The sequence below is a fragment of the Streptomyces sp. CA-250714 genome (assembly GCF_050936705.1).
GTDB lineage: Bacteria > Actinomycetota > Actinomycetes > Streptomycetales > Streptomycetaceae > Streptomyces.
In genome coordinates this window covers 3,508,375-3,526,488 of the sequence record NZ_JBNJMI010000001.1, presented here as the reverse complement: position 1 = coordinate 3,526,488, position 18,114 = coordinate 3,508,375, and the positions used below count along the sequence as shown (strand labels likewise).

Annotated in this window: 13 protein-coding genes; 7 read left to right on the top strand and 6 right to left on the bottom strand. The window is 71.7% G+C overall.

Annotation, left to right across the window (positions count from 1 at the left end; genetic code table 11):
* Positions 1-127 precede the first annotated feature (127 nt).
* Entirely contained in the window at positions 128-3,319 is a 3,192-nt protein-coding gene (locus tag ACQEU8_RS15635; protein WP_433100960.1) for an NACHT domain-containing protein, read from the bottom strand.
* 418 nt (positions 3,320-3,737) lie between these two features.
* Here ACQEU8_RS15635 and ACQEU8_RS15630 point away from each other — a divergent pair, with 418 nt between their 5' ends.
* On the top strand, positions 3,738-4,481 hold the full coding sequence (locus ACQEU8_RS15630) for a M23 family metallopeptidase (RefSeq protein ID WP_433100958.1): 744 nt from the start codon (positions 3,738-3,740) through the stop codon (positions 4,479-4,481).
* Between the two features lie 111 nt (positions 4,482-4,592).
* On the opposite strand, the gene ACQEU8_RS15625 is transcribed toward ACQEU8_RS15630, so the two are convergent.
* Positions 4,593-5,198 (bottom strand): TetR/AcrR family transcriptional regulator, encoded by a 606-nt coding sequence (locus ACQEU8_RS15625; protein WP_433100956.1) that lies wholly within the window; start codon positions 5,196-5,198, stop codon positions 4,593-4,595.
* Positions 5,199-5,453: 255 nt separating this feature from the next.
* Between ACQEU8_RS15625 and ACQEU8_RS15620 the strand changes: the two genes are divergently transcribed.
* The gene (locus ACQEU8_RS15620) at positions 5,454-7,091 is read left to right on the top strand and encodes an MDR family MFS transporter (RefSeq protein WP_433100954.1); all 1,638 of its coding nucleotides are present in this window, start codon (positions 5,454-5,456) and stop codon (positions 7,089-7,091) included.
* A gap of 268 nt (positions 7,092-7,359) precedes the next feature.
* Here ACQEU8_RS15620 and ACQEU8_RS15615 read toward each other — a convergent pair whose 3' ends face one another.
* Positions 7,360-8,331 carry an A/G-specific adenine glycosylase gene (locus tag ACQEU8_RS15615; RefSeq protein WP_433100952.1) on the bottom strand — a complete coding sequence of 324 codons (972 nt, stop codon included), beginning with the start codon at positions 8,329-8,331 and terminating at the stop codon, positions 7,360-7,362.
* 255 nt (positions 8,332-8,586) lie between these two features.
* On the opposite strand from ACQEU8_RS15615, the gene ACQEU8_RS15610 reads away from it, so the two are divergent.
* The gene (locus tag ACQEU8_RS15610) at positions 8,587-9,435 is read left to right on the top strand and encodes a hypothetical protein (protein WP_433100950.1); all 849 of its coding nucleotides are present in this window, start codon (positions 8,587-8,589) and stop codon (positions 9,433-9,435) included.
* Between the two features lie 32 nt (positions 9,436-9,467).
* Here ACQEU8_RS15610 and disA read toward each other — a convergent pair whose 3' ends face one another.
* Both disA and radA read right to left on the bottom strand, forming a co-directional pair.
* Positions 9,468-10,589, bottom strand: a complete 1,122-nt coding sequence (gene disA, locus ACQEU8_RS15605; RefSeq protein WP_433100948.1) for a DNA integrity scanning diadenylate cyclase DisA — start codon at positions 10,587-10,589, stop codon at positions 9,468-9,470.
* A 239-nt stretch (positions 10,590-10,828) separates the two neighbouring features.
* A complete protein-coding gene (radA, locus tag ACQEU8_RS15600) occupies positions 10,829-12,226 on the bottom strand; it encodes a DNA repair protein RadA (protein WP_433100946.1) in 1,398 nt (465 codons plus the stop codon).
* A 380-nt stretch (positions 12,227-12,606) separates the two neighbouring features.
* Here radA and ACQEU8_RS15595 point away from each other — a divergent pair, with 380 nt between their 5' ends.
* Positions 12,607-14,226 carry a hypothetical protein gene (locus tag ACQEU8_RS15595; protein WP_433102428.1) on the top strand — a complete coding sequence of 540 codons (1,620 nt, stop codon included), beginning with the start codon at positions 12,607-12,609 and terminating at the stop codon, positions 14,224-14,226.
* 161 nt (positions 14,227-14,387) lie between these two features.
* On the opposite strand, the gene ACQEU8_RS15590 is transcribed toward ACQEU8_RS15595, so the two are convergent.
* Positions 14,388-15,275 carry a hypothetical protein gene (locus tag ACQEU8_RS15590; protein WP_433100944.1) on the bottom strand — a complete coding sequence of 296 codons (888 nt, stop codon included), beginning with the start codon at positions 15,273-15,275 and terminating at the stop codon, positions 14,388-14,390.
* A 206-nt stretch (positions 15,276-15,481) separates the two neighbouring features.
* Between ACQEU8_RS15590 and ACQEU8_RS15585 the strand changes: the two genes are divergently transcribed.
* From ACQEU8_RS15585 to ACQEU8_RS15575, 3 genes are all read left to right on the top strand, one after another.
* A complete protein-coding gene (locus ACQEU8_RS15585; protein ID WP_433100942.1) occupies positions 15,482-16,414 on the top strand; it encodes a Ppx/GppA family phosphatase in 933 nt (310 codons plus the stop codon).
* Between the two features lie 81 nt (positions 16,415-16,495).
* On the top strand, positions 16,496-17,395 hold the full coding sequence (locus ACQEU8_RS15580; protein ID WP_433100940.1) for a sugar phosphate isomerase/epimerase family protein: 900 nt from the start codon (positions 16,496-16,498) through the stop codon (positions 17,393-17,395).
* Positions 17,392-18,078: a TetR family transcriptional regulator gene (locus ACQEU8_RS15575; RefSeq protein WP_433100938.1), complete on the top strand. Its 687-nt coding sequence runs from the start codon at positions 17,392-17,394 to the stop codon at positions 18,076-18,078. The genes ACQEU8_RS15580 and ACQEU8_RS15575 overlap by 4 nt, the downstream gene beginning before the upstream one ends.
* The last annotated feature ends 36 nt before the right edge of the window (positions 18,079-18,114 follow it).

The following is an 18,114-nucleotide window of genomic DNA, read 5'->3' as shown; positions in this document are numbered from 1 at the left end:
TGGGGACTCCCTGGCGAGGGTGACGGCGGTGGACTGGGTGCACTTGAGTGGGTCTTCGCGGACGGACGTTGACTGGTTGACGACCAGCGTAGGCCGTCCGTGTGCCTCCGGTCACCCTGCGTTCGCGTCAGCCTCCGCGGGGTCGGGGTGTGATGCTGACCTCGATGTGCGGGGGGAGGGGGGAGAGGTCGATGGGGCCTTGGGGGCGGAAGAGTGTGATGCGTTGGAGGTGGGGGAGTTCGGCCAGGGGTGCAAGATCGCAGGGCGCGCAAAGTTCGGTGAGGATCAGGTGCTCCAGCGTGGGGAAGCTGTCCGGCACGAGCCGCATGCCGTAGGCGTTGCCGCTGGGAAACAGGGCGAGCTCGGTCAGTTTCGCCAACTGGGCGTGCGAAGCCCTCAGGTTCAGCAGATGATGAGGCGCGCAGCTGAGCCGTTGAAGCCGCGGAAGTTCCGCCAGCTCCGTCCAGTCCTCCGCCGGCAACTGCTGCCACACATCGATGAGGTTCAGCATTTCCAGCTTCCGAAGAGCTGAGATCCCCCGGAGATTGTCGGTGTCCTCGGGGAGTAGCAGGCCCGCGAGGTCCGTAAGGGAGGCAAGGGGCGCCATGCCGGGCCAGTGCGTCCCTTCACGTACTGCCAGAAGGCGGAGACCGGTCATGGCCTCGATCCCCTTCAGGCCCGGGAGGGTCTTGATGTCCCACAGGTACAGGTCGGTGAGAGGCAGGCCGGCCAGGGGCGCGAGGTCCGTCACCGGGCACTCGCGAATATCCAGCTCGCGCAGGTTCGGGAACGACCGGACGAAGTCCAGCCGGTCGAGCACGGGGTTGCGGGCGACGGCCAGCTCGACCAGTTCGCTGGGCGAGGTGTGGGCCTCAAGGATGTCGCGCTCGGAAAACGCTCCTCTGATGCGCGAGGTGGACCTCTGGCCGAGTGTGCGCAGCCACCCAAGGTGCGCATATGTGCTCGCGGTGACGCGCACATAGCGCCTGTCGGGGAGGTGCGCGAGGATCTCCTCCGCGTACGCATCGGTGTCGAACCGGTCCCAGTGACCTGCCAGTTGCTGCAGCACGGCTTGTGACGGGTGGTCCAGGAACCGCTTCAGCAGCACGAGCGCCGCATCCGTGCCCATCTGCGCAGCTGTGTGGGCGACGGCCACTGCTTCGTCGCCGTCCAGATCCTCCAGCCCCGACAGCAGGTCCAGCACCACCCCACCCAGCGGCACCAATTCCTTCGCCTCGCCGATGTTGCGCGGCGGAATCAGCTCCCGCGCCCGCTCCTCCACATCCGCCCGCACCGCGGGATCCAGCTTCGTGGCGTGCTCCAGGCAGGCCATCGCCAGCAGATGCAGCCGGGCCCGGCACTCCGGCTCGGCGTCCCCGCGCTCGACCAGCCCGCGCAGCAGCCGTGCCCGCTCGTCGGGTCTGGCGTGGGCGACGGCCATACGGACGACGTCCTCCCACTGGTCGAGGTCGGCGTGGTGCACCAGTACGCCGAAGTCACGCTCTTCCACGGCGGCCTTGGCACCCAGGTAGTCCTGGAAGGTGCGGTGGACGAAATCGACGGCCCCGGGGCCCGGTTCGCGCAGCAGTCCGGAACGCACCAGCAGGAAGCCGAAGATCTCCCTCGCGGAGCCCTGTTCCGCCACGTGCGGCATGGCCGGCAGCATCCGTTCCACCAGCTCGACCGCGTCCGTCTGCGCCATCTCGGAGCGGCCGTTGCGAATCAGCCAGTACGCGAGCTTCTGCAAGAGCTCGACCTGGGATTCCTCGTCCAGTTCGACGCTCGCCGGATGTGCTGCGTACACGGCGCGCTCCCGGTCGCGCCGCTCCAGCAGCATCGACAGTGCCGCGTCGTACAGCGCCTTGCGGCCGCGCGGCAGAAAGCCGTGCCGTTCGCGGTGCAGGGCACAGATCAGGCCGCACATCAGCGGGTTGGTGGCCAGCAGGGACAGATCGGACCGGGCCCGTACGGCAGTGCGCAACGACGCGGCCAGTTCCTGGTCCGCCTCGGCCGCGGTGTGCCAGCGGTCGATGAACAGGTCCACGTCGGCGGGGCGCATGGGGGAGAGCGACAGTTCGGCGAAGTCGTCGCCGCCCAGCCAGTTCTCCCGTACGGCGGAGGGCCGGGAGGTCACCAGGACGAGATTGTCCGGGTAGGCCAGTGTGAGATCGCGCAGCCAGTCCCGGGCGCGGGTGCGCTCCTCCTCCGGCACCTCGTCGATGCCGTCGATCAGCAGCACCCCGCGTCCGGCTGCCAGCACGCGGTCGGCCCAGCCGTTCGGCTGTGCTCCGGCCAGCGGGCAGCCGACGGCGGACAGGAAGTCGGCAGGGGTCGGCAGTGTGGCCCCGCCGCGCGTCAGGGTGCGCAACGGCAGTACGAAAGGAACCCGGCCGATCAGATGGGCGAGTCGGCCTGTCAGCTCGGACTGGCGTGCTGTCGTGACGGCGAGCCACTGCACGAGTGTGGTCTTCCCGGAGCCCGCGATACCGCGCAGCAGTACCCGCCGATGGCCGGAAAGCGCCTGTTCCGCGGGTTGTGCCTCCATTGCGGCGGAGGCGGTCCGCAAGCTGCCCCAAGCGTCGAACGGGCCGGACCAGTGCTCGTTCGCCGTCGCTTCCAGGCTCAGATACGCCGTGTCCAGCGGCCACTCGTTCGCCTGCTGGGTGTCGATGCCGTAGATGGTGAGGGTGCGGTGCCGGTTGGCGATGTAGCGCGCGTACTGCTGCTCGAAACCGGCGTCCTGCGCGGACTGGGAGGGCACGCGCTCGATCAGTACGTCGACGAGGGTGACCAGGTCCCCGAGCTTGCGGCTCTGCTCGACCAGGGTGCGGGCGACGAAGGCGGAGCGCTGGGTGAAGAAGTGCAGGATGTGCAGGCAGGCGGTCTCCAGCACGCGCTGGTAGAGCACCTCCTCGGCGGGGTCGGCGTCCGGATGCGGGCTGTGCATGGTGGCCTGTGCGTGCAGGGCGCGGGCGAAGTCGGTGTGGCCGAGGCTGACCGCCTCCACGTCACTGAGGCCGATGTCCCCGAGCGCGTGCAGGGTGACGGCCAGCCGGGTGGCCACGCGCTGCGTTTCTTCGGACGAGGGAGCCTCGTGCGGCCCGATCTCCCGTACGGCCCGGCCGACCAGCTCCCCGGCGAGTTTTTCCAGCTCCCGCCGGCCCAGCTCGCGCTGCTCGCCGGTGAAGGAGACCAGCCGGGAGACGCGCACTGGCCGGTCCACCAGCCCGGCGCCCGCGCCCTCCCTCACGAACAGTCGTTTGACCAGTGGCGCCAGCACGCTGGAGGCGATGCGCAGCCCGACGACCCCCGCGTCCATCCATGACCCCCCGTTCGGCATCGACTCCCCGCAGTACGGGGCCGCGTACGGCGAGCAAGCGTAGAGGTGCCCGCGCGCCGCGTCGATGACCGCCCCCTCGCACTCCCCGGCCGCTCCGGGGTGCGCCTCGGGTGAGCGGGGTCATATGAGCGGGGCCACATCCGGGGCGCCCCCGCCGTGAGGTGCGGCACAGGCATTTGGGGGCGTACGAAGTGCGATAGGAGGCGCGGGGGTGTGAATGGCGTCGGGGGGCGGGGCGGGGCCGAAGCGGGGAGCGCGGGGTGACCTGGGTCTCTCGTGTTACTACGGGGTTGTTTAGTAATAACGGTCCTTGATGTCCGTTTTCTGGCGGGTTACCAAGGGGGCTGCGTCCGCTTCGAGGCGCACACCTGAACCCCCTCCCGGAGGTAGCACCCCTATGGCGATGTCTAGGACCACCAACCGCGCCAAGACCTACACGACGGCGCTCGCCGCCGGTCTCGGCGCGACGATGGCCCTGGGGGCCGGCACGGCTATAGCGGCCGCCAAGGCCGAGGCGGGCGCGGCCCAGCACGACATCTTCGCGACCAGCACGGCGAGCAGCCTTGCCAAGTCCACGAAGGCCCAGGCCGACGCACACCGCAAGGCGGCCGCAGCGGCCGAGAAGGCCCAACAGCGCGCCGCCGAGGCGAAGAAGCGGGCGGCCGAGGCGAAGAAGCGCGCGGCGCAGAAGGCCGCCAGGGACGCCAAGCGCCTCGAGGTCTCGTGGGTCAAGCCGATCGCGGACAAGTACCAGCTGAGCGCCTCGTACGGCAAGGCCGGCGGCCGCTGGGCGCACAACCACTCCGGCCAGGACTTCGCCGTGAACGTCGGCACCCCCATCCAGGCCGTGCACAAGGGCACCGTCGTCAAGGCGGGTCCGAACGGCGCGGGTGACGGCCCGGCGTACGGCAACGCCATTGTGATCCGGCACGACAACGGTGCGTACTCGCAGTACGCGCACCTGTCCCAGGTCGACGTCAAGCCCGGTCAGCAGGTCCAGACCGGCCAGACCATAGCCAAGTCCGGCAACTCCGGTAACTCCTCCGGTCCGCATCTGCACTTCGAGATCCGTCAGGGTCCCAGCTACGGCTCGTCCGTGGACCCGGTGAGCGCGATGCGTGCGGTCGGCGTCAGCTTCTGACGCTGACGTACCGCACCCCGCGATACGAAGCCACCGCCGATATCCGCGGAGCCTTTGATATCGGCGGCACCTCCGGCCAGGGGACGTGCCGGAGGTCGGCAGCAACGCCCGTCACTCGTGACGGGCGTTGCCCGTTTCCGGGCCCTGCCGCTGCACCGGTCCGTGATGGGCGGCGGTGACCAGCTCCTGGGCGACCTCCAGGGCAGCCTTGCGCTTCTCCTCGGGGTCGGTGTTGCTGGTCTCCAGCGCGAAGAACGTCGAGTGCATGGTGAACAGCGCCGAGGCGCAGCGCACCTGGTCGGTGAGGGCGGCGTCCCCGTCCTTGATCAGTTCGAGGAGCGTGAAGATGCGTGCCTTCATCTGCTCGCCGATGGAAAGTTCGCGCAGTGCCGCCTGGTTCTCGTGCATGAATCGCACGAGCGGGGTGGCGTTGCTGATGCACACGCTGTAGCGGTTCAGGATCTCCAGCTTCGTCTCCAGCGTGGTCGGCCGGTGCGCCTCCGCCCAGGCGATCACCTCGTCCGCAGGGCCCAGCACCAGGTCCTCGAAGAGGCTGGTGACCAGGTCCTCCTTCGTCTTGAAGTGGTAGTACAGCGCGGCCTTGGTGACCCCCAGCTGCTCGGCGATCTCTCTGAGCGAGGTCTTCTCGTAACCGCGCTCAGCGAACAGCTCCAAGGCGACTTCCTGGATGCGCTGACGGGTGTTTCCCCTGCTCATGCCGATCCCTTCAAAACTTACTTGACGCCCGGCTAGGAGCGTCCTACCTTGTCCATCGTACTGAACTAGCCGTGCGGCAAGTAAGTGGCAAGCAAAGGGGAGTGGCCGCGCATGGGTGCGAGTGGCGCGACAAACGGGGCAGACGTGGAGAAGGGGGGCGGCGAGGCCAAGGAAGCGTTGAGTCCGGGTCAAGCGGGAGCCAAGGGCGAGGCGGGGCCCGGACCGGCGGAAGGCGGGGCAGCCAAGCCGCGGAGCATGTACCTGGTCATGTTCTCCCTGATGGTCGCCGTCCTGCTCGCGATGCTCGACAACATGATCGTGGGCACTGCGATGCCCACCATCGTCGGCGAGCTCGGCGGCCTGGAGCATCTCTCCTGGGTCGTCACCGCCTACACCCTCACCACGGCCGCCTCGACGCCGATCTGGGGCAAGCTCGGTGACATGTTCGGGCGGAAGGGCGTATTCCTCACCTCGATAGTCATCTTCCTCGCCGGTTCGGTCACCTCCGGCGCCGCCCAGACGATGGGCCAGCTCATCGGCTTCCGCGCCCTCCAGGGGCTGGGCGCGGGCGGGCTCATGGTCGGCGCCATGGCGATCATGGGCGACCTGGTCCCGCCCCGCGAGCGCGGCAAGTACATGGGCATGATGGCCGGAGTGATGTCGCTGGCCATGATCGGCGGCCCGCTCGTCGGCGGCACCCTCACCGACCACCTGGGCTGGCGCTGGGCCTTCTACATCAACCTGCCGCTGGGCGCCATCGCCCTCGCGATGGTCGGCACCGTCCTGCACCTGCCGAAGAAGCGCACCAAGGGCCGTATCGACTACTCCGGCGCCGTGCTGCTGACCCTGGGCATCACCGCGGCCGTACTCGTCACAAGCTGGGGCGGCACCGAGTACGACTGGGGCTCGGGCACCATCATCGGGCTCGCGGCGCTCGCCGTGGTCGCGCTGATCGCCTTCCCCTTCGTCGAGCGCCGGGTCGCCGAGCCGATCCTGCCGCTCCGGGTCTTCCGCAGCAGCAACTTCTCGCTGGTCGCCTTCATCGGCTTCCTGCTCGGCTTCGTAATGTTCGGCTCGATGACCTTCCTGCCGCTCTACCAGCAGAGCGTCCAGGGCGCCTCGGCCACCAACTCCGGGCTGCTCCTGCTGCCGATCCTGCTGCCGATGATGGTCGTCTCGGTGGTCACGGGCCGCGCCACCACCAAGACGGGGAAGTACCGCATCTACCCCATCGTGGGCGGCGCGCTGATACCCGTCGGCCTCTTGCTGCTGGCGCAGATGGACGTCGGCACCAGCAGAGTGACCTCCGGCCTCTACATGGCGGTGCTCGGCGCCGGTATGGGCTTCCTGATGCAGCTGACCATGCTCATCGCGCAGAACAGCGTGGAACTCAAGGACATGGGTGTCGCCTCGTCGACGACCACGCTCTTCCGCACCATCGGCGGCTCCATCGGCGTCGCCCTGATGGGCACCATCTTCGCGCGCCAAGTGGAGGACTCCATGCGGGAGAGCGCCGCAGCGGGCGGAAACGCAGGCGGGGGGCTCGCCTCCAAGATTGCCGACGGCGGCGCCCAGCTCGACGCCGCGTCACTGGAGAAGCTCCCGGCGCAGGTCCGGGCGGCGTACGAGCACGCGGTGGTCAACGGCACCCAAGCCGTGTTCCTGCTCGCGGCCGGGATCACGGTGCTCGCCTTCGTCGCCGCGTGGTTCATCAAGGAGGTCCCGCTGAAGGACGCCGCAGCTCAGAAGTCGGAGGAGCCGCAGGACGACGCCCCTGCGGGGCAGGCCGTCGAACCGGGCACTGCCGACCCGCGGACCGCTGAAGACCCCGGCCCCGACACCACGGCGGACAAGCCGGCCGGAGTCGAAGGGCGAGCCGGCGTCGGGGCCTGAGAGCGAGCCAGCTCCCTCCGGCCGGCAACCGGTGAGGGTGCCCGCCCCTCTTCCCGCCGCCGGGACGAGCAACCACAGCGGTGGAGCCCGGCGGTGCCAGAACAACAGCAACCGCCGGGCTCATACGGAAAGCAGGTCTCCCCGGCGACGGTGCCGGCACCAACACACCGACACCGTCACCGGCAACGTCAACGGCACCGTCTACGGTGCCCGGGTCGGAGCCGGTGCCGATCCGGCGCCCTCGCGGCACCGGCTCCGAGAACGCGGCTCAGGTCAGCGGCAAGCGGTATCGCTTGCCTTCCAGGGGCTCGACCAGGCCGTCGGCCACCAGACCGTCCAGCGCCCGTGCGCGCTGGACGGGCTCGTGCCAGACGCGGTCGAGGTCGGACTGGGGGACCGGCTCCTTGGCGGCCCGCAGCACGGCAAGCAGCCGGCCACGTACCTGCCGGTCGGTACCCGCGTACGCCTGGGTGCGCCGCGCGGGGCCCTGGTGTTCCGGTGCGCCCGCGAGCTGCCAGGCGCACTGCGCCGTAATCGGGCACCGTCCGCACTGCGGGCTCCGCGCAGTGCACACCAGCGCGCCGAGCTCCATCGTCGCGGCCGCCCAGCGCGAGGCGGTCTCGTCGTCCTCCGGCAACAGCGCACGGGCGAGCTTGCGTTCGGCCGCGGTGGTGGCGTTGGGCGGGTACTGCTGTCCGCTGACGGCGCGCGCGAAGACCCGCCGCACATTGGTGTCGAGCACCGCGTGCCGCTTGCCGTAGGCGAACGACACCACGGCGGCGGCGGTGTACTCGCCGACGCCGGGCAACGCCAGCAACTGGGCGTGCTCGATCGGTACCTCGCCGCCGTGCCGTTCCGCTATGGCCTTGGCGGCTCCGTGCAGCCGGAGCGCGCGGCGGGGATAGCCGAGCCGGCCCCAGGCGCGTACGGCTTCGCCGGGCGCCTCGGCGGCCAGGTCGGCGGGGCGCGGCCAGCGCTTCATCCACTCCTCGTACACCGGCAGTACGCGGTTGACGGGGGTCTGTTGGAGCATGAACTCGCTGACCATGACGCCCCACGCGCCCGCCTCCGGGCGGCGCCAGGGGAGGTCGCGGGCGTGTGTGGCGAACCAGTCGACGACGGGAGCATGGAGGGCGCGCGCCGTCTCGCGCAGGGCGGGGTCGACGGCTTCGGTTTCCGCGGCGCGCGCATGCGGGGCGCCGGCCGAAGCGGCTTGGGGAGTCTCGGTGGTCGCAGTCATGGCATGACCGATCCTGGCACGGCGCTCCTCATCCGAAAAACGCACACGCGGTACGAAAGCCTGTCCGCTACTTCCGCCACGTATCTGTGCCGGATCCACCGCGTATCGACAGGGATGCCGTGGATGCCGCATGGCGGTACAGATTGCGGCAAATCTCTGCTGTGCCGTCCGTGCTTTGCCGCTCATCACAACAATTGGTGATCCGAGCGGTGGGTACGGTCCTGTGGTGTGGCTGATGTCTCGTAAGGTTTCCGCGTGGGATCTCTGCGCAATCCGATCGGGCCGCTTCCCTCCTCCATCTACTGGCGCCGGAGGGCAGTTGCCCTTGCTGTTCTCGCGCTGCTGGTCCTGATCGTCGTCTGGGCAGTGGCCTCGCTCGGCGGCGACGACGGCTCGCGGAACCAGGGGAAGAACGGCGACAAGGGCAACGGGCCCGCCAGCACGATCACTCCGGGCCCCACCGAATCCGGCCCGGCGATCAGCGAGCGCCCCGGTGGCCGGGACGAGGAGAACGGCGGCTCCGACGGATCGGGTGGCTCGGGCGGTTCCGGGGGGTCCGAGGAGCGGGACCAGTCCTCGGCGGGTGGCTCCGGATGGGGCCCGGGAAACAGCTCCGGCGCGGGCAACGGCGGTGCGGGCTCGCAGGGTTCGGGCTCCGGCGGTTCCGGCGGCGGGGGAGCGGCGGCTGTTCCGGCCCCGCCGAGTCTGGCGAGCTGCCGGCCGGGCGAGGTGCAGCTGGCGCTGCGCAGCGTCAAGAAGGAATACGGGCCCGGCGAGCGGCCGCAGTTCGAGCTGAAGGTCACCAACAAGCAGGGCAGCGACTGCCGGATCGACCTGGGCCGCACCGCGACCGTCGTGACGATCAACACCTCCGAGGACGCCAAGTTCTGGGCCTCCGACGACTGCCCGCCCACCAAGAAGCCGATGCCGCGCCTGGTGCCGGGCAACGGCAGCTCGACCCACACGCTCACCTGGTTCCGCAAGGCCAGCGCGGCCAACTGCGGTACGCCCACCTTCGAGGCGCCCAAGCCGGGAACCTACGAGATCGAGGTGAAGGTCAAGGGCCTCAAGACGGTCCGGACGTCCTTCAAACTGGTGAAGTAGCAGCGGGATACGGGGCGGCCGGGAAGCAGCCGTCACACATAGCGTTCGAGGATCGAGGACTCGGCAAGCCGGGAGAGGCCCTCGCGGACCGAGCGGGCGCGGGCCTCGCCGACCCCGTCAACCGCCTGGAGATCGTCCACGCTCGCCGCGAGCAGCTTCTGCAGTCCGCCGAAGTGGTCCACGAGCCGGTCGATGACGGTGCCCGGCAGCCGCGGCACCTTGGCCAGCAGCCGGAAGCCGCGCGGTGAGACGGCCGAGTCGAGCGTTTCGGGGGCGCCGCTGTAGCCCAGCGCCCGCGCCACGGTGGCCAGTTCGAGCAGCTCGGTGTGGGTGAGCCGGTCCAGGTCGTTGAGCGCGTCGGGTACGGCGCGCACCCGGCGGCCCGCGCCGACCGTCTGCGGCGCGTAGTCGCGGACGACCAGCTCGCGCTCCGGCTCCACGCCCGCGATCAGCTCGTCCAGCTGGAGGGAGAGCAGCCGTCCGTCGGTGCCCAGCTCGACGACGTACTGCTCGATCTCCGTGGCGATGCGGCGCACCATCTCCAGGCGCTGGGCCACGGCCGTCACGTCCCGCACCGTGACCAGGTCCTCGATCTCCAACGCGGAGAGTGTGCCGGCGACCTCGTCCAGTCGCAGCTTGTAGCGCTCCAGGGTCGCCAGGGCCTGGTTGGCGCGGGAGAGGATCGCCGCCGAGTCCTCCAGCACCCGCCGCTGCCCGTCGACGTAGAGGGCGATCAGCCGCATGGACTGGCTGACGGAGACCACGGGGTAGCCCGTCTGGATCGAGACCCGCTGTGCGGTCCGGTGCCGGGTGCCGGTCTCCTCCGTCTCGATGGAGGCGTCGGGGACCAGCTGCACACCCGCCCGGACGATCTTGGAGATGTCCTTGTCGAGGATGAGCGCGCCGTCCAGCTTGCACAATTCGCGCAGCCGGGTCGCGCTGAAGTCCACGTCGAGCACGAAACCGCCGGTGCACAGCTGCTCGACGTTCTTGTCCATGCCGAGGACGATGAGCCCGCCGGTGTTGCCGCGCAGGACGCGCTCCAGCCCGTCGCGCAGCGCCGTTCCGGGCGCGACCGCGCTCAGTGAGGCGCGCATCAGGCCGGATGCCCCCTCGGCCCTGCCGGGGACCGCTGCCCGGTCGTTGGCTGCCACTGCACTCCTTCGGTCGTGCGGGTGCCTGTCGGCATTTCCTCGACCACCGGATCCACCGCACCGCTGAGCGGAGCCCGTGCCGGTCCCCCCTCGCGGTGCCGTGCACAGCCCCCGTGGTGCTCGTGGTCGGTCGAGACCGGGGCAAAGTCTACCGGCGCGCCGGGCCGGGCCCTCGCCCCGTACGGTCCCGACCGCGTCGCCGGGGCCGTACGCAGCCACTATGCCGCCGCTCCGGCGCCTCAGCCCGCCGGCGCCGTACGGGCCGGGCGGGCCGGGAGGACGCGCAGGGCCTCGCCGATGTCGGCCACCTCCAGCACCCGCATACCCTCCGGGACGCGGCCCGGGTCGCCCGGCACCAGCGCGTGTGTGAAGCCCAGCCGCGCGGCCTCCGCGAGCCGTCGCTGGACGCCCGTCACCCGCCGGACCTCGCCGGCCAGTCCGACCTCGCCGATGGCCACCAGGTTCTTCGGCAGCGGGGTGTCGCTGGCGGCGCTGGCCAGCGCGAGCGCCACGGCGAGGTCGGCTGCGGGCTCGGACAGCCGCACTCCGCCGACCGTCGCGCTGTAGATGTCCCGCTTGCCCAGGGCGCTGATCCGGCCGCGCTGCTCCAGCACCGCCAGCATCATCGAGACCCGCGAGTTCTCCAGCCCGGAGGTGGTCCTGCGGGGGGAGGGGATCTGACTGTCGACGGTGAGCGCCTGCACCTCCGCGACCAGCGGCCGCCGCCCCTCCAGCGTCACTGTCAGACAGGTGCCGGGCACCGGTTCGGCGCGGCGGGTCAGGAAGAGCCCCGAGGGGTCGGCCAGGCCCGTGATGCCCTCGTCGTGCAGCTCGAAGCAGCCCACCTCATCGGTCGTCCCGTACCGGTTCTTCACCCCGCGCACGAGGCGCAGCCGGGCGTGCCGGTCGCCCTCGAAGTGCAGCACCACATCCACCAGGTGCTCCAGCAGCCGCGGCCCCGCGATGGCGCCGTCCTTGGTGACGTGGCCGACCAGCAGCGTGGACATGCCGCGCTCCTTTGAGGCCCGGATCAGCGCGCCCGCCACCTCCCGCACCTGGGCGACGCCGCCCGGCGCTCCGTCGATCTCGGGCGAGGCCACTGTCTGCACCGAGTCCAGCACCAGCAGTGAGGGTTTGACCTCGTCCAGGTGCCCCAGTACGGCCGACAGGTCGGTTTCGGCTGTCAGATACAGGTGGTCGTCGATCGCGCCGATCCGGTCGGCCCGCAGCCGCACCTGGCCGGCGGACTCCTCGCCGGTGACATACAGCGTGCGGTGGTCGTCGGACGCCGCCTTGGCCGCGACGTCCAGCAGCAGCGTCGACTTGCCGACCCCCGGCTCGCCGGCCAGCAGCACCACAGCGCCGGGCACCAGCCCGCCGCCGAGCACCCGGTCCAGCTCGGGCACGCCGGTGGCGCGGGCCGTGGCCTGCTTGCCGTCGACCTGCCCGATGGGCAGCGCCGCGACGGACACCCGGCCGGGTGCCGTGGTCCGTACGGCCGGAGCGCCGCCCGTCTCCTCGACGGTGCCCCAGGCGTGGCACTCGGGACACCGCCCGAGCCACTTGGCGGTCTGCCATCCGCATTCGGTGCAGCGGTACGTGGGACGGTCCTTCGCGGACGACTTACGGGCAGCCATGACGTCACCGTATAGGCGCCCACTGACAGCGAACCCGCGGGCGGCCGGGCGGGGGCCGCAGGGGCTGCGGAGCCCCGTGCGATTCCGTCCGGGCAGCAGGGGCTAAGCCCTCGCATGTTCGTCCGCCGCGACGGTGGGTAACCACCGACCACAGGTCCGGCGGAAGAATCGACGGTCTCGACATCAACGTTCGCCGGACCGCCGGTCCACGCGCGGTCGGCCGGGTGCGGGGTGTGCGCCCTTTGTGCGCCCCTTTGTGGACTTGCTGTCGCCAAACCCACCGCACGTGTCCTCTTTTGCCGACGCGCATCACCCGAAGGAAGTAATCCCGCGGCGGCGGCCCAGCAAAGCGCCATCATCCGCCTACCGTCGCCCGGGTGATGACGAGCAGGCGCGAGCACCCGACGAACGCCACCGGCGCACCCCCAGCGCACCGGGCGAGCAGGACGACGCACCACAGGTCCGCGAGCCGCTCCGCGAACCCGGACGTGCGCTGCGACGACGCGTACCTGGACGGCCTGTTCACCTACTGTCTCTCTGTGATGTGCGAGCACGAAGCCGCCGTCGCCGCACTCGGTGAGACGCTCGCCCTCGCGGAGCGCCAACGCTCGCGCGGGCGGGCCCCCGAGGAGGGGTGGGCCCAGCGGCCCTGGCGCTACGCACTCGCACGGTGGGTCTGTTCGCGACGGCTCGCCGATCAGAAGGCCGCCCTGGCCGCCGCCGGCCCGGCCGCCGCGGCGGCGGAACGGCTGTCCATCCCGAGGTCATCCGCTGTCCCCCGGTCATCCGCTGTCCCGCGGTCGCCCGCTGCCCCCGCGTCATCCGCCGCCCCCGCGTCGCCCCGCGTCCCCTCGTCGCCCCGCGTCCCCACGTCACCCACCGTCCCCGCGTCGCCCGCCGCCTCAGGGACCGAGCCGCTGAGCGCCGCCGCCCGCGCCCAGCGCCGTCGCGAACTCGCCGCGCTGGCCTGGCCGGAGGCGGCCGGTACCTCGCCCGAACAGCGCGAGGCCCTCGAACTGTCCGTCCGGCACGGGCTGTCCCCCGCCCAGATCGCGGCCGTGCTCGGGCTGCCGACCCCCGCGGCCGAGGATCTGTTGATGAACGCCGCCTGCGAAGTCGAGCGCACCAGGGCGGCGTTGTGTGTCGTCGAGTCCGGCGGCTGCGCGGCCGTCTCCCGGCTCGCGGGAGACGAACGGCTGCTGCTGGGCACCGCGTTGCGCAGGGAACTGGTGCGGCACGTGGACGAGTGCGGGCAGTGCCGCCGTGCCGCCGAGCGTGCCATGGCCGGGGTCTCCTGGCCCGGCACCGCGCCCGCTTCCGCCGCGCTGGCCGTCGTCCCGGCCCCGCGCCCCGCTGTCGAGGTGGCTCGCGCCCTGGCGCGGCGTGCGAGGGCGCAGCGCGCGCCCCGCTTCGACCGCGCGGGATTTCCCGTGTGCGAGAACGAGCGGGGGACGCGCCGGGACCGGCTGCGCGGGCGGGCGCTGACCTCGACGGTGATCGCCGCGGTGCTGGCGGCGCCGGTGGTCGCCCTGTGGGCCGCCTACCGCGGTTCCCCCGTCACGGGCGAACCCCAGGCGGACCGTTCCGTCACCGCGCCGGACGCGGCGGACGGCACCGGGGGAGGCCCCGGCAGCGAGGTGCCGCGCCCGGGGTTCGACGCCGGGCGCACCTTCCCCGACGGAGCCGGGGACGAGGCCAGGACCGGGGCCGGAACCGGCAGCCGGACCGGGAAGGCGGACGGCCGCGGCAAGGCGAAACCGTCCCGCACCCGCAGCCCGAAGTCGCCCGCGCGGCAGGGGCGCGGCCCGGCGGCCCCGCCGTCGGCGGACCGCCCCTCGGCACCGGTGCCAGGACCGGATCCGTCGGCGTCGGCCTCGCACCCGTCGTCACCAGCGCCGAGCGGGACACCGACCCGGCCGCCGTCCCCCACCGGATCCCCGACACCCTCCGACACCCCGACCCCGAGCCAACCCCCGGACCCGAGCGATTCCCCGTCCTGAGCGGTACGTGAAGCGCGGGAGGCTCGGCCAGTCCTGCTCCGCCCCTCCCGTCGTTCTGATCAGGGGCTGCCCCTGCCCGACGTCCGCAGGCTGCGGATCCGTTGTGGCTTGTCGCGCAGTTCCCCGCGCCCCTTCGGGGCGCGTCCTACCCTGCGGCGCTGTTACGGCACGCGCGGCTGTTCGCCGGCCTGCTCAGTGGCGTCGGCGGCAACAGCGTCAGCGGCCGCGCGGACCGTCGCCGGGTGCTCGGCCACCAGCGGGAGTTCGCTCGCCAGGCGCTGGGCGCACAGCTCGGCCAGCTGGTCGTAGGCGGGCTTGCCCATGAGCTCGGTCAGCTCGGCGCGGTACGACTCGTAGACCGGCTGCCCGGCGCCGTGCGCGGAGGGCGCCGCGGTGCACCACCAGTGCAGGTCGTGCCCTCCCGAGCCCCAGCCCCGCCGGTCGTACTCGCCGATGGTGACGTACAGCACTTCTTCGCCGTCCGGCAGCTCCACCCACTCGTAGCTGCGCCGGATCGGCAGCTGCCAGCACACGTCCGGCTTGGTCTCCAGCGGTTCGCGGCCCTCGCGCAGGGCCAGGGCGTGCAGCGCGCATCCGCCGCCGCCCTCGAAACCGGGGCGGTTGTTGAAGATGCAGGCGCCGTCCCAGCGCCGCGTCTGCCGCTCGCCCTCGTCGCTGACCTCGGTCCAGCCCAGCGCACCGGTGCCGATGTCGTGGAACTGCCAGGTCTCGGGCGTCAGCCGGGCCACATGTGCGGCGACGCGCTGCTCGTCGTCCTCGTCGGCGAAGTGGGCGCCCAGTGTGCAGCAGCCGTCGGTGGGGCGGCCGGGTGTGATGCCCTGGCAGCCGTTGCCGAACAGACAGTTCCAGCGGGACGTCAGCCAGGTCAGGTCGCAGCGGAAGACCTGCTCGTCGTCGGCCGGGTCCGGAAACTCCACCCAGGCGCGGGCGAAGTCGAGACCGACCTCCTCGTCGCGCGCCCGGGGCGCGGGAAGCGCCTGGTGTGCGCCGTCCTGCTTCTCGTACTTCGCCGCTTTCGTCTTACCCACACGCCCAGCGTACGGGCCACGCGTCACGGTACTCGGACACCGCACCCCCGGTGGTGCCCCGCGGCTGTCCACAGGCCCCGTGCGGCGGGCGGCCTGACGGTCCGACTGCCCGGCCGGGCAAACTTCCCGTAACGTCGGCGGGGAGGTTCCCGGCGGCTAGGAGGTACCTCCAGCGGTGGCCGGGGGAGGAGGCTAGCGTGCAGGGTATGAGACTCGGTGTCCTCGATGTGGGCTCTAACACGGTCCACCTTCTCGTGGTGGACGCGCACCCCGGTGCCCGGCCCCTGCCCGCGTACTCCCACAAGACGACGCTGCGGCTCGCCGAACTCCTGGAGCCGGACGGGTCGATATCGGCGGAGGGCATCGACCGGATCTGCGCCACCGTCACCGAGGCGCTGGAGGTCTCCGAGGAGAAGGGCGTCGAGGCGCTGCTGCCCTTCGCGACCTCCGCCGTGCGCGAGGCCGCCAACGCGGAGCAGGTTCTGGACCGCATCGCCACGGAGACCGGCGTCAAGCTGGAGGTGCTCTCCGGCGCCGACGAGGCGCGGCTGACATTCCTGGCGGTACGGCGCTGGTTCGGCTGGTCGGCGGGGCGGCTGCTGGTGCTGGACATCGGCGGCGGCTCGCTGGAGATCGCCTACGGGCTGGACGAGGACCCCGACGCCGCGGTGTCGCTGCCGCTGGGCGCCGGGCGGCTCACCTCGGGCCGGCTGCCGGGCGACCCGCCGGACCCGGCGGATGTCCGCGCGCTGCGGCGGCATGTGCGGGCGGAGATCGCCCGTATCGTCGGCGAGTTCAACCGGTTCAGCAAGCCGGACCATGTGGTGGCGACCTCCAAGACGTTCAAGCAGCTCGCCCGGATCGCGGGGGCGCCCCGCAGCGCGGAGGGCCTCTACGCCCGCCGCGTGCTGAGCCGGGCCTCCCTGGAGGAGTGGGTGCCCAAGCTCGCGGTGATGCCCGCCAGCGAGCGTGCCGCGCTCCCCGGCGTCTCCGAGGGCCGGGCCCACCAGCTGCTGGCGGGCGCCCTCGTCGCGGAGGCCGCCCTGGACCTCTTCGCCGTCACGGAGGCGGAAATCTGCCCCTGGGCCCTCAGAGAGGGCATCATCCTCCGCCGTCTGGACCGGTTGCGGGTCGTCTGAGCCGCCCCCTCCCGCCAGGGAGGGAGCTGTCTCACGGGGGCCGAGCCCTCGCGGCGGGCGAACCGCGCTTAGGGTGGCTGGGTGGGCATCGAAAGCGTGCGGGTCCCCCAGGCGAAGGTCGCGCTGTCGACGGCCTCGGTGTACCCGGAGTCGACGGCCGCGGCCTTCGAGATCGCCGCGCGCCTCGGCTACGACGGCGTAGAGGTCATGGTCTGGACGGATCCGGTCAGCCAGGACGTGGAGGCGCTGCGTCGGCTGTCCGACTTCCACGGGGTGCCGATCCTGGCCGTACACGCCCCGTGTCTGCTCATCACGCAGCGCGTGTGGTCGACCGACCCGTGGACGAAGCTGGTACGTGCCCGTACGGCGGCGGAGACGCTGGGCGCTTCCACCGTCGTGGTGCATCCGCCCTTCCGGTGGCAGCGCAACTACGCGCGTGAGTTCGAGCGCGGCGTGTGGCGGATGGCGAACGAGACCGACGTACGGTTCGCCGTCGAGAACATGTACCCGTGGCGCTACCGGGACCGCGAGATGCTGGCCTACGCACCCGACTGGGACCCGACCAGGAACGACTACCGGCACTTCACGATCGACCTCTCGCACACGGCGACGGCCCGTAACGACACGCTCGCCATGGTCGACCGGATGGGCGACCGCCTCGGTCACGTCCACATCGCGGACGGCAACGGCTCGGCCAAGGACGAGCACCTGGTCCCGGGGCGCGGCTCGCAGCCGTGCGCCGAGGTGCTGGAACGGCTGGCCGCACGCGGGTTCGACGGGCATGTCGTCGTCGAGGTGAACACGCGGCGTGCCATGTCGGCCGCCGAGCGCGAGGAGGACCTGGCGGAGGCTCTCGCCTACACCCGCCTCCACCTGGCCGCCCCCGGCGGCGAACCGGGCAGCGGCCAGAGCAGCGGCCACGGCGGCGGCCGGAGCGACGGCACGATCACCGGCCACCCCGCCGGCCGGGGGAACGCATGACCGGCACCCCCTCCCAGGAGCCCGCCCCCGCACCCCGCAAGCGCGGGCGCCCCGCGCGGCGCGCTGCCGAGGAGGGCCCGGGCGCCCGCGAGCGCATCCTGGCCTCGGCCCGCGGTGAGTTCGCCGAGCACGGCTACGACAAGGTCTCCGTACGTGCCATCGCACGCGGCGCGGGCGTGGACGCTGCGCTGGTCCACCACTACTTCGGCACCAAGGAGCAGGTGTTCGCCGCCGCGGTGGAGGGCGCCATGGCGCCGGCGATCGCCGTCCCCGATCTGCTGGAGGCCGCGTCGCCCGACGAGCTGGGGGAGACCATCACCCGCGCGTTCCTGCGGATCTGGGAGAACCCGGCCACCCGTGAGCCGGTGCTGGCGATCGTGCGCTCGGCGGTGAACAACGAGCGTGCGGCAGCCGTCTTCCGCGATCTGCTGACCCGCCATCTGCTCAGCCGGGCAGCCGCGCTGCTCAAGGAGCCCGACGCCGAACTGCGGGTCACTCTGGCGGCGGCCCAGCTGGTGGGCACGGCCATACTTCGGCACGTCATCCGGCTGGAGCCGCTGGCCTCCGAGCCGTTCGAGGGGGCGGTCGCCCGGCTGGCCCCCGTCGTCCAGCACCACCTGATGGGTCCTGGACCGGGCGCCGGGGAGCCGGTCCACCATCCGGACCCCCCGTCCGGATCCTGAGCCGGAGGCGTACCCTCGGTTCTTCTACGTACCGCA

Bases quoted from the DNA above. Each gene is read 5' to 3' on its own strand.
- ACQEU8_RS15635 (WP_433100960.1), bottom strand. From the start codon at position 3,319: ATGGACGCGGGGGTCGTCGGGCTGCGCATCGCCTCCAGCGTGCTGGCG.
- ACQEU8_RS15630 (WP_433100958.1), top strand. From the start codon at position 3,738: ATGGCGATGTCTAGGACCACCAACCGCGCCAAGACCTACACGACGGCG.
- ACQEU8_RS15625 (WP_433100956.1), bottom strand. From the start codon at position 5,198: ATGAGCAGGGGAAACACCCGTCAGCGCATCCAGGAAGTCGCCTTGGAG.
- ACQEU8_RS15620 (WP_433100954.1), top strand. From the start codon at position 5,454: ATGTACCTGGTCATGTTCTCCCTGATGGTCGCCGTCCTGCTCGCGATG.
- ACQEU8_RS15615 (WP_433100952.1), bottom strand. From the start codon at position 8,331: ATGACTGCGACCACCGAGACTCCCCAAGCCGCTTCGGCCGGCGCCCCG.
- radA (WP_433100946.1), bottom strand. From the start codon at position 12,226: ATGGCTGCCCGTAAGTCGTCCGCGAAGGACCGTCCCACGTACCGCTGC.
- ACQEU8_RS15595 (WP_433102428.1), top strand. From the start codon at position 12,607: ATGACGAGCAGGCGCGAGCACCCGACGAACGCCACCGGCGCACCCCCA.
- ACQEU8_RS15585 (WP_433100942.1), top strand. From the start codon at position 15,482: ATGAGACTCGGTGTCCTCGATGTGGGCTCTAACACGGTCCACCTTCTC.
- ACQEU8_RS15575 (WP_433100938.1), top strand. From the start codon at position 17,392: ATGACCGGCACCCCCTCCCAGGAGCCCGCCCCCGCACCCCGCAAGCGC.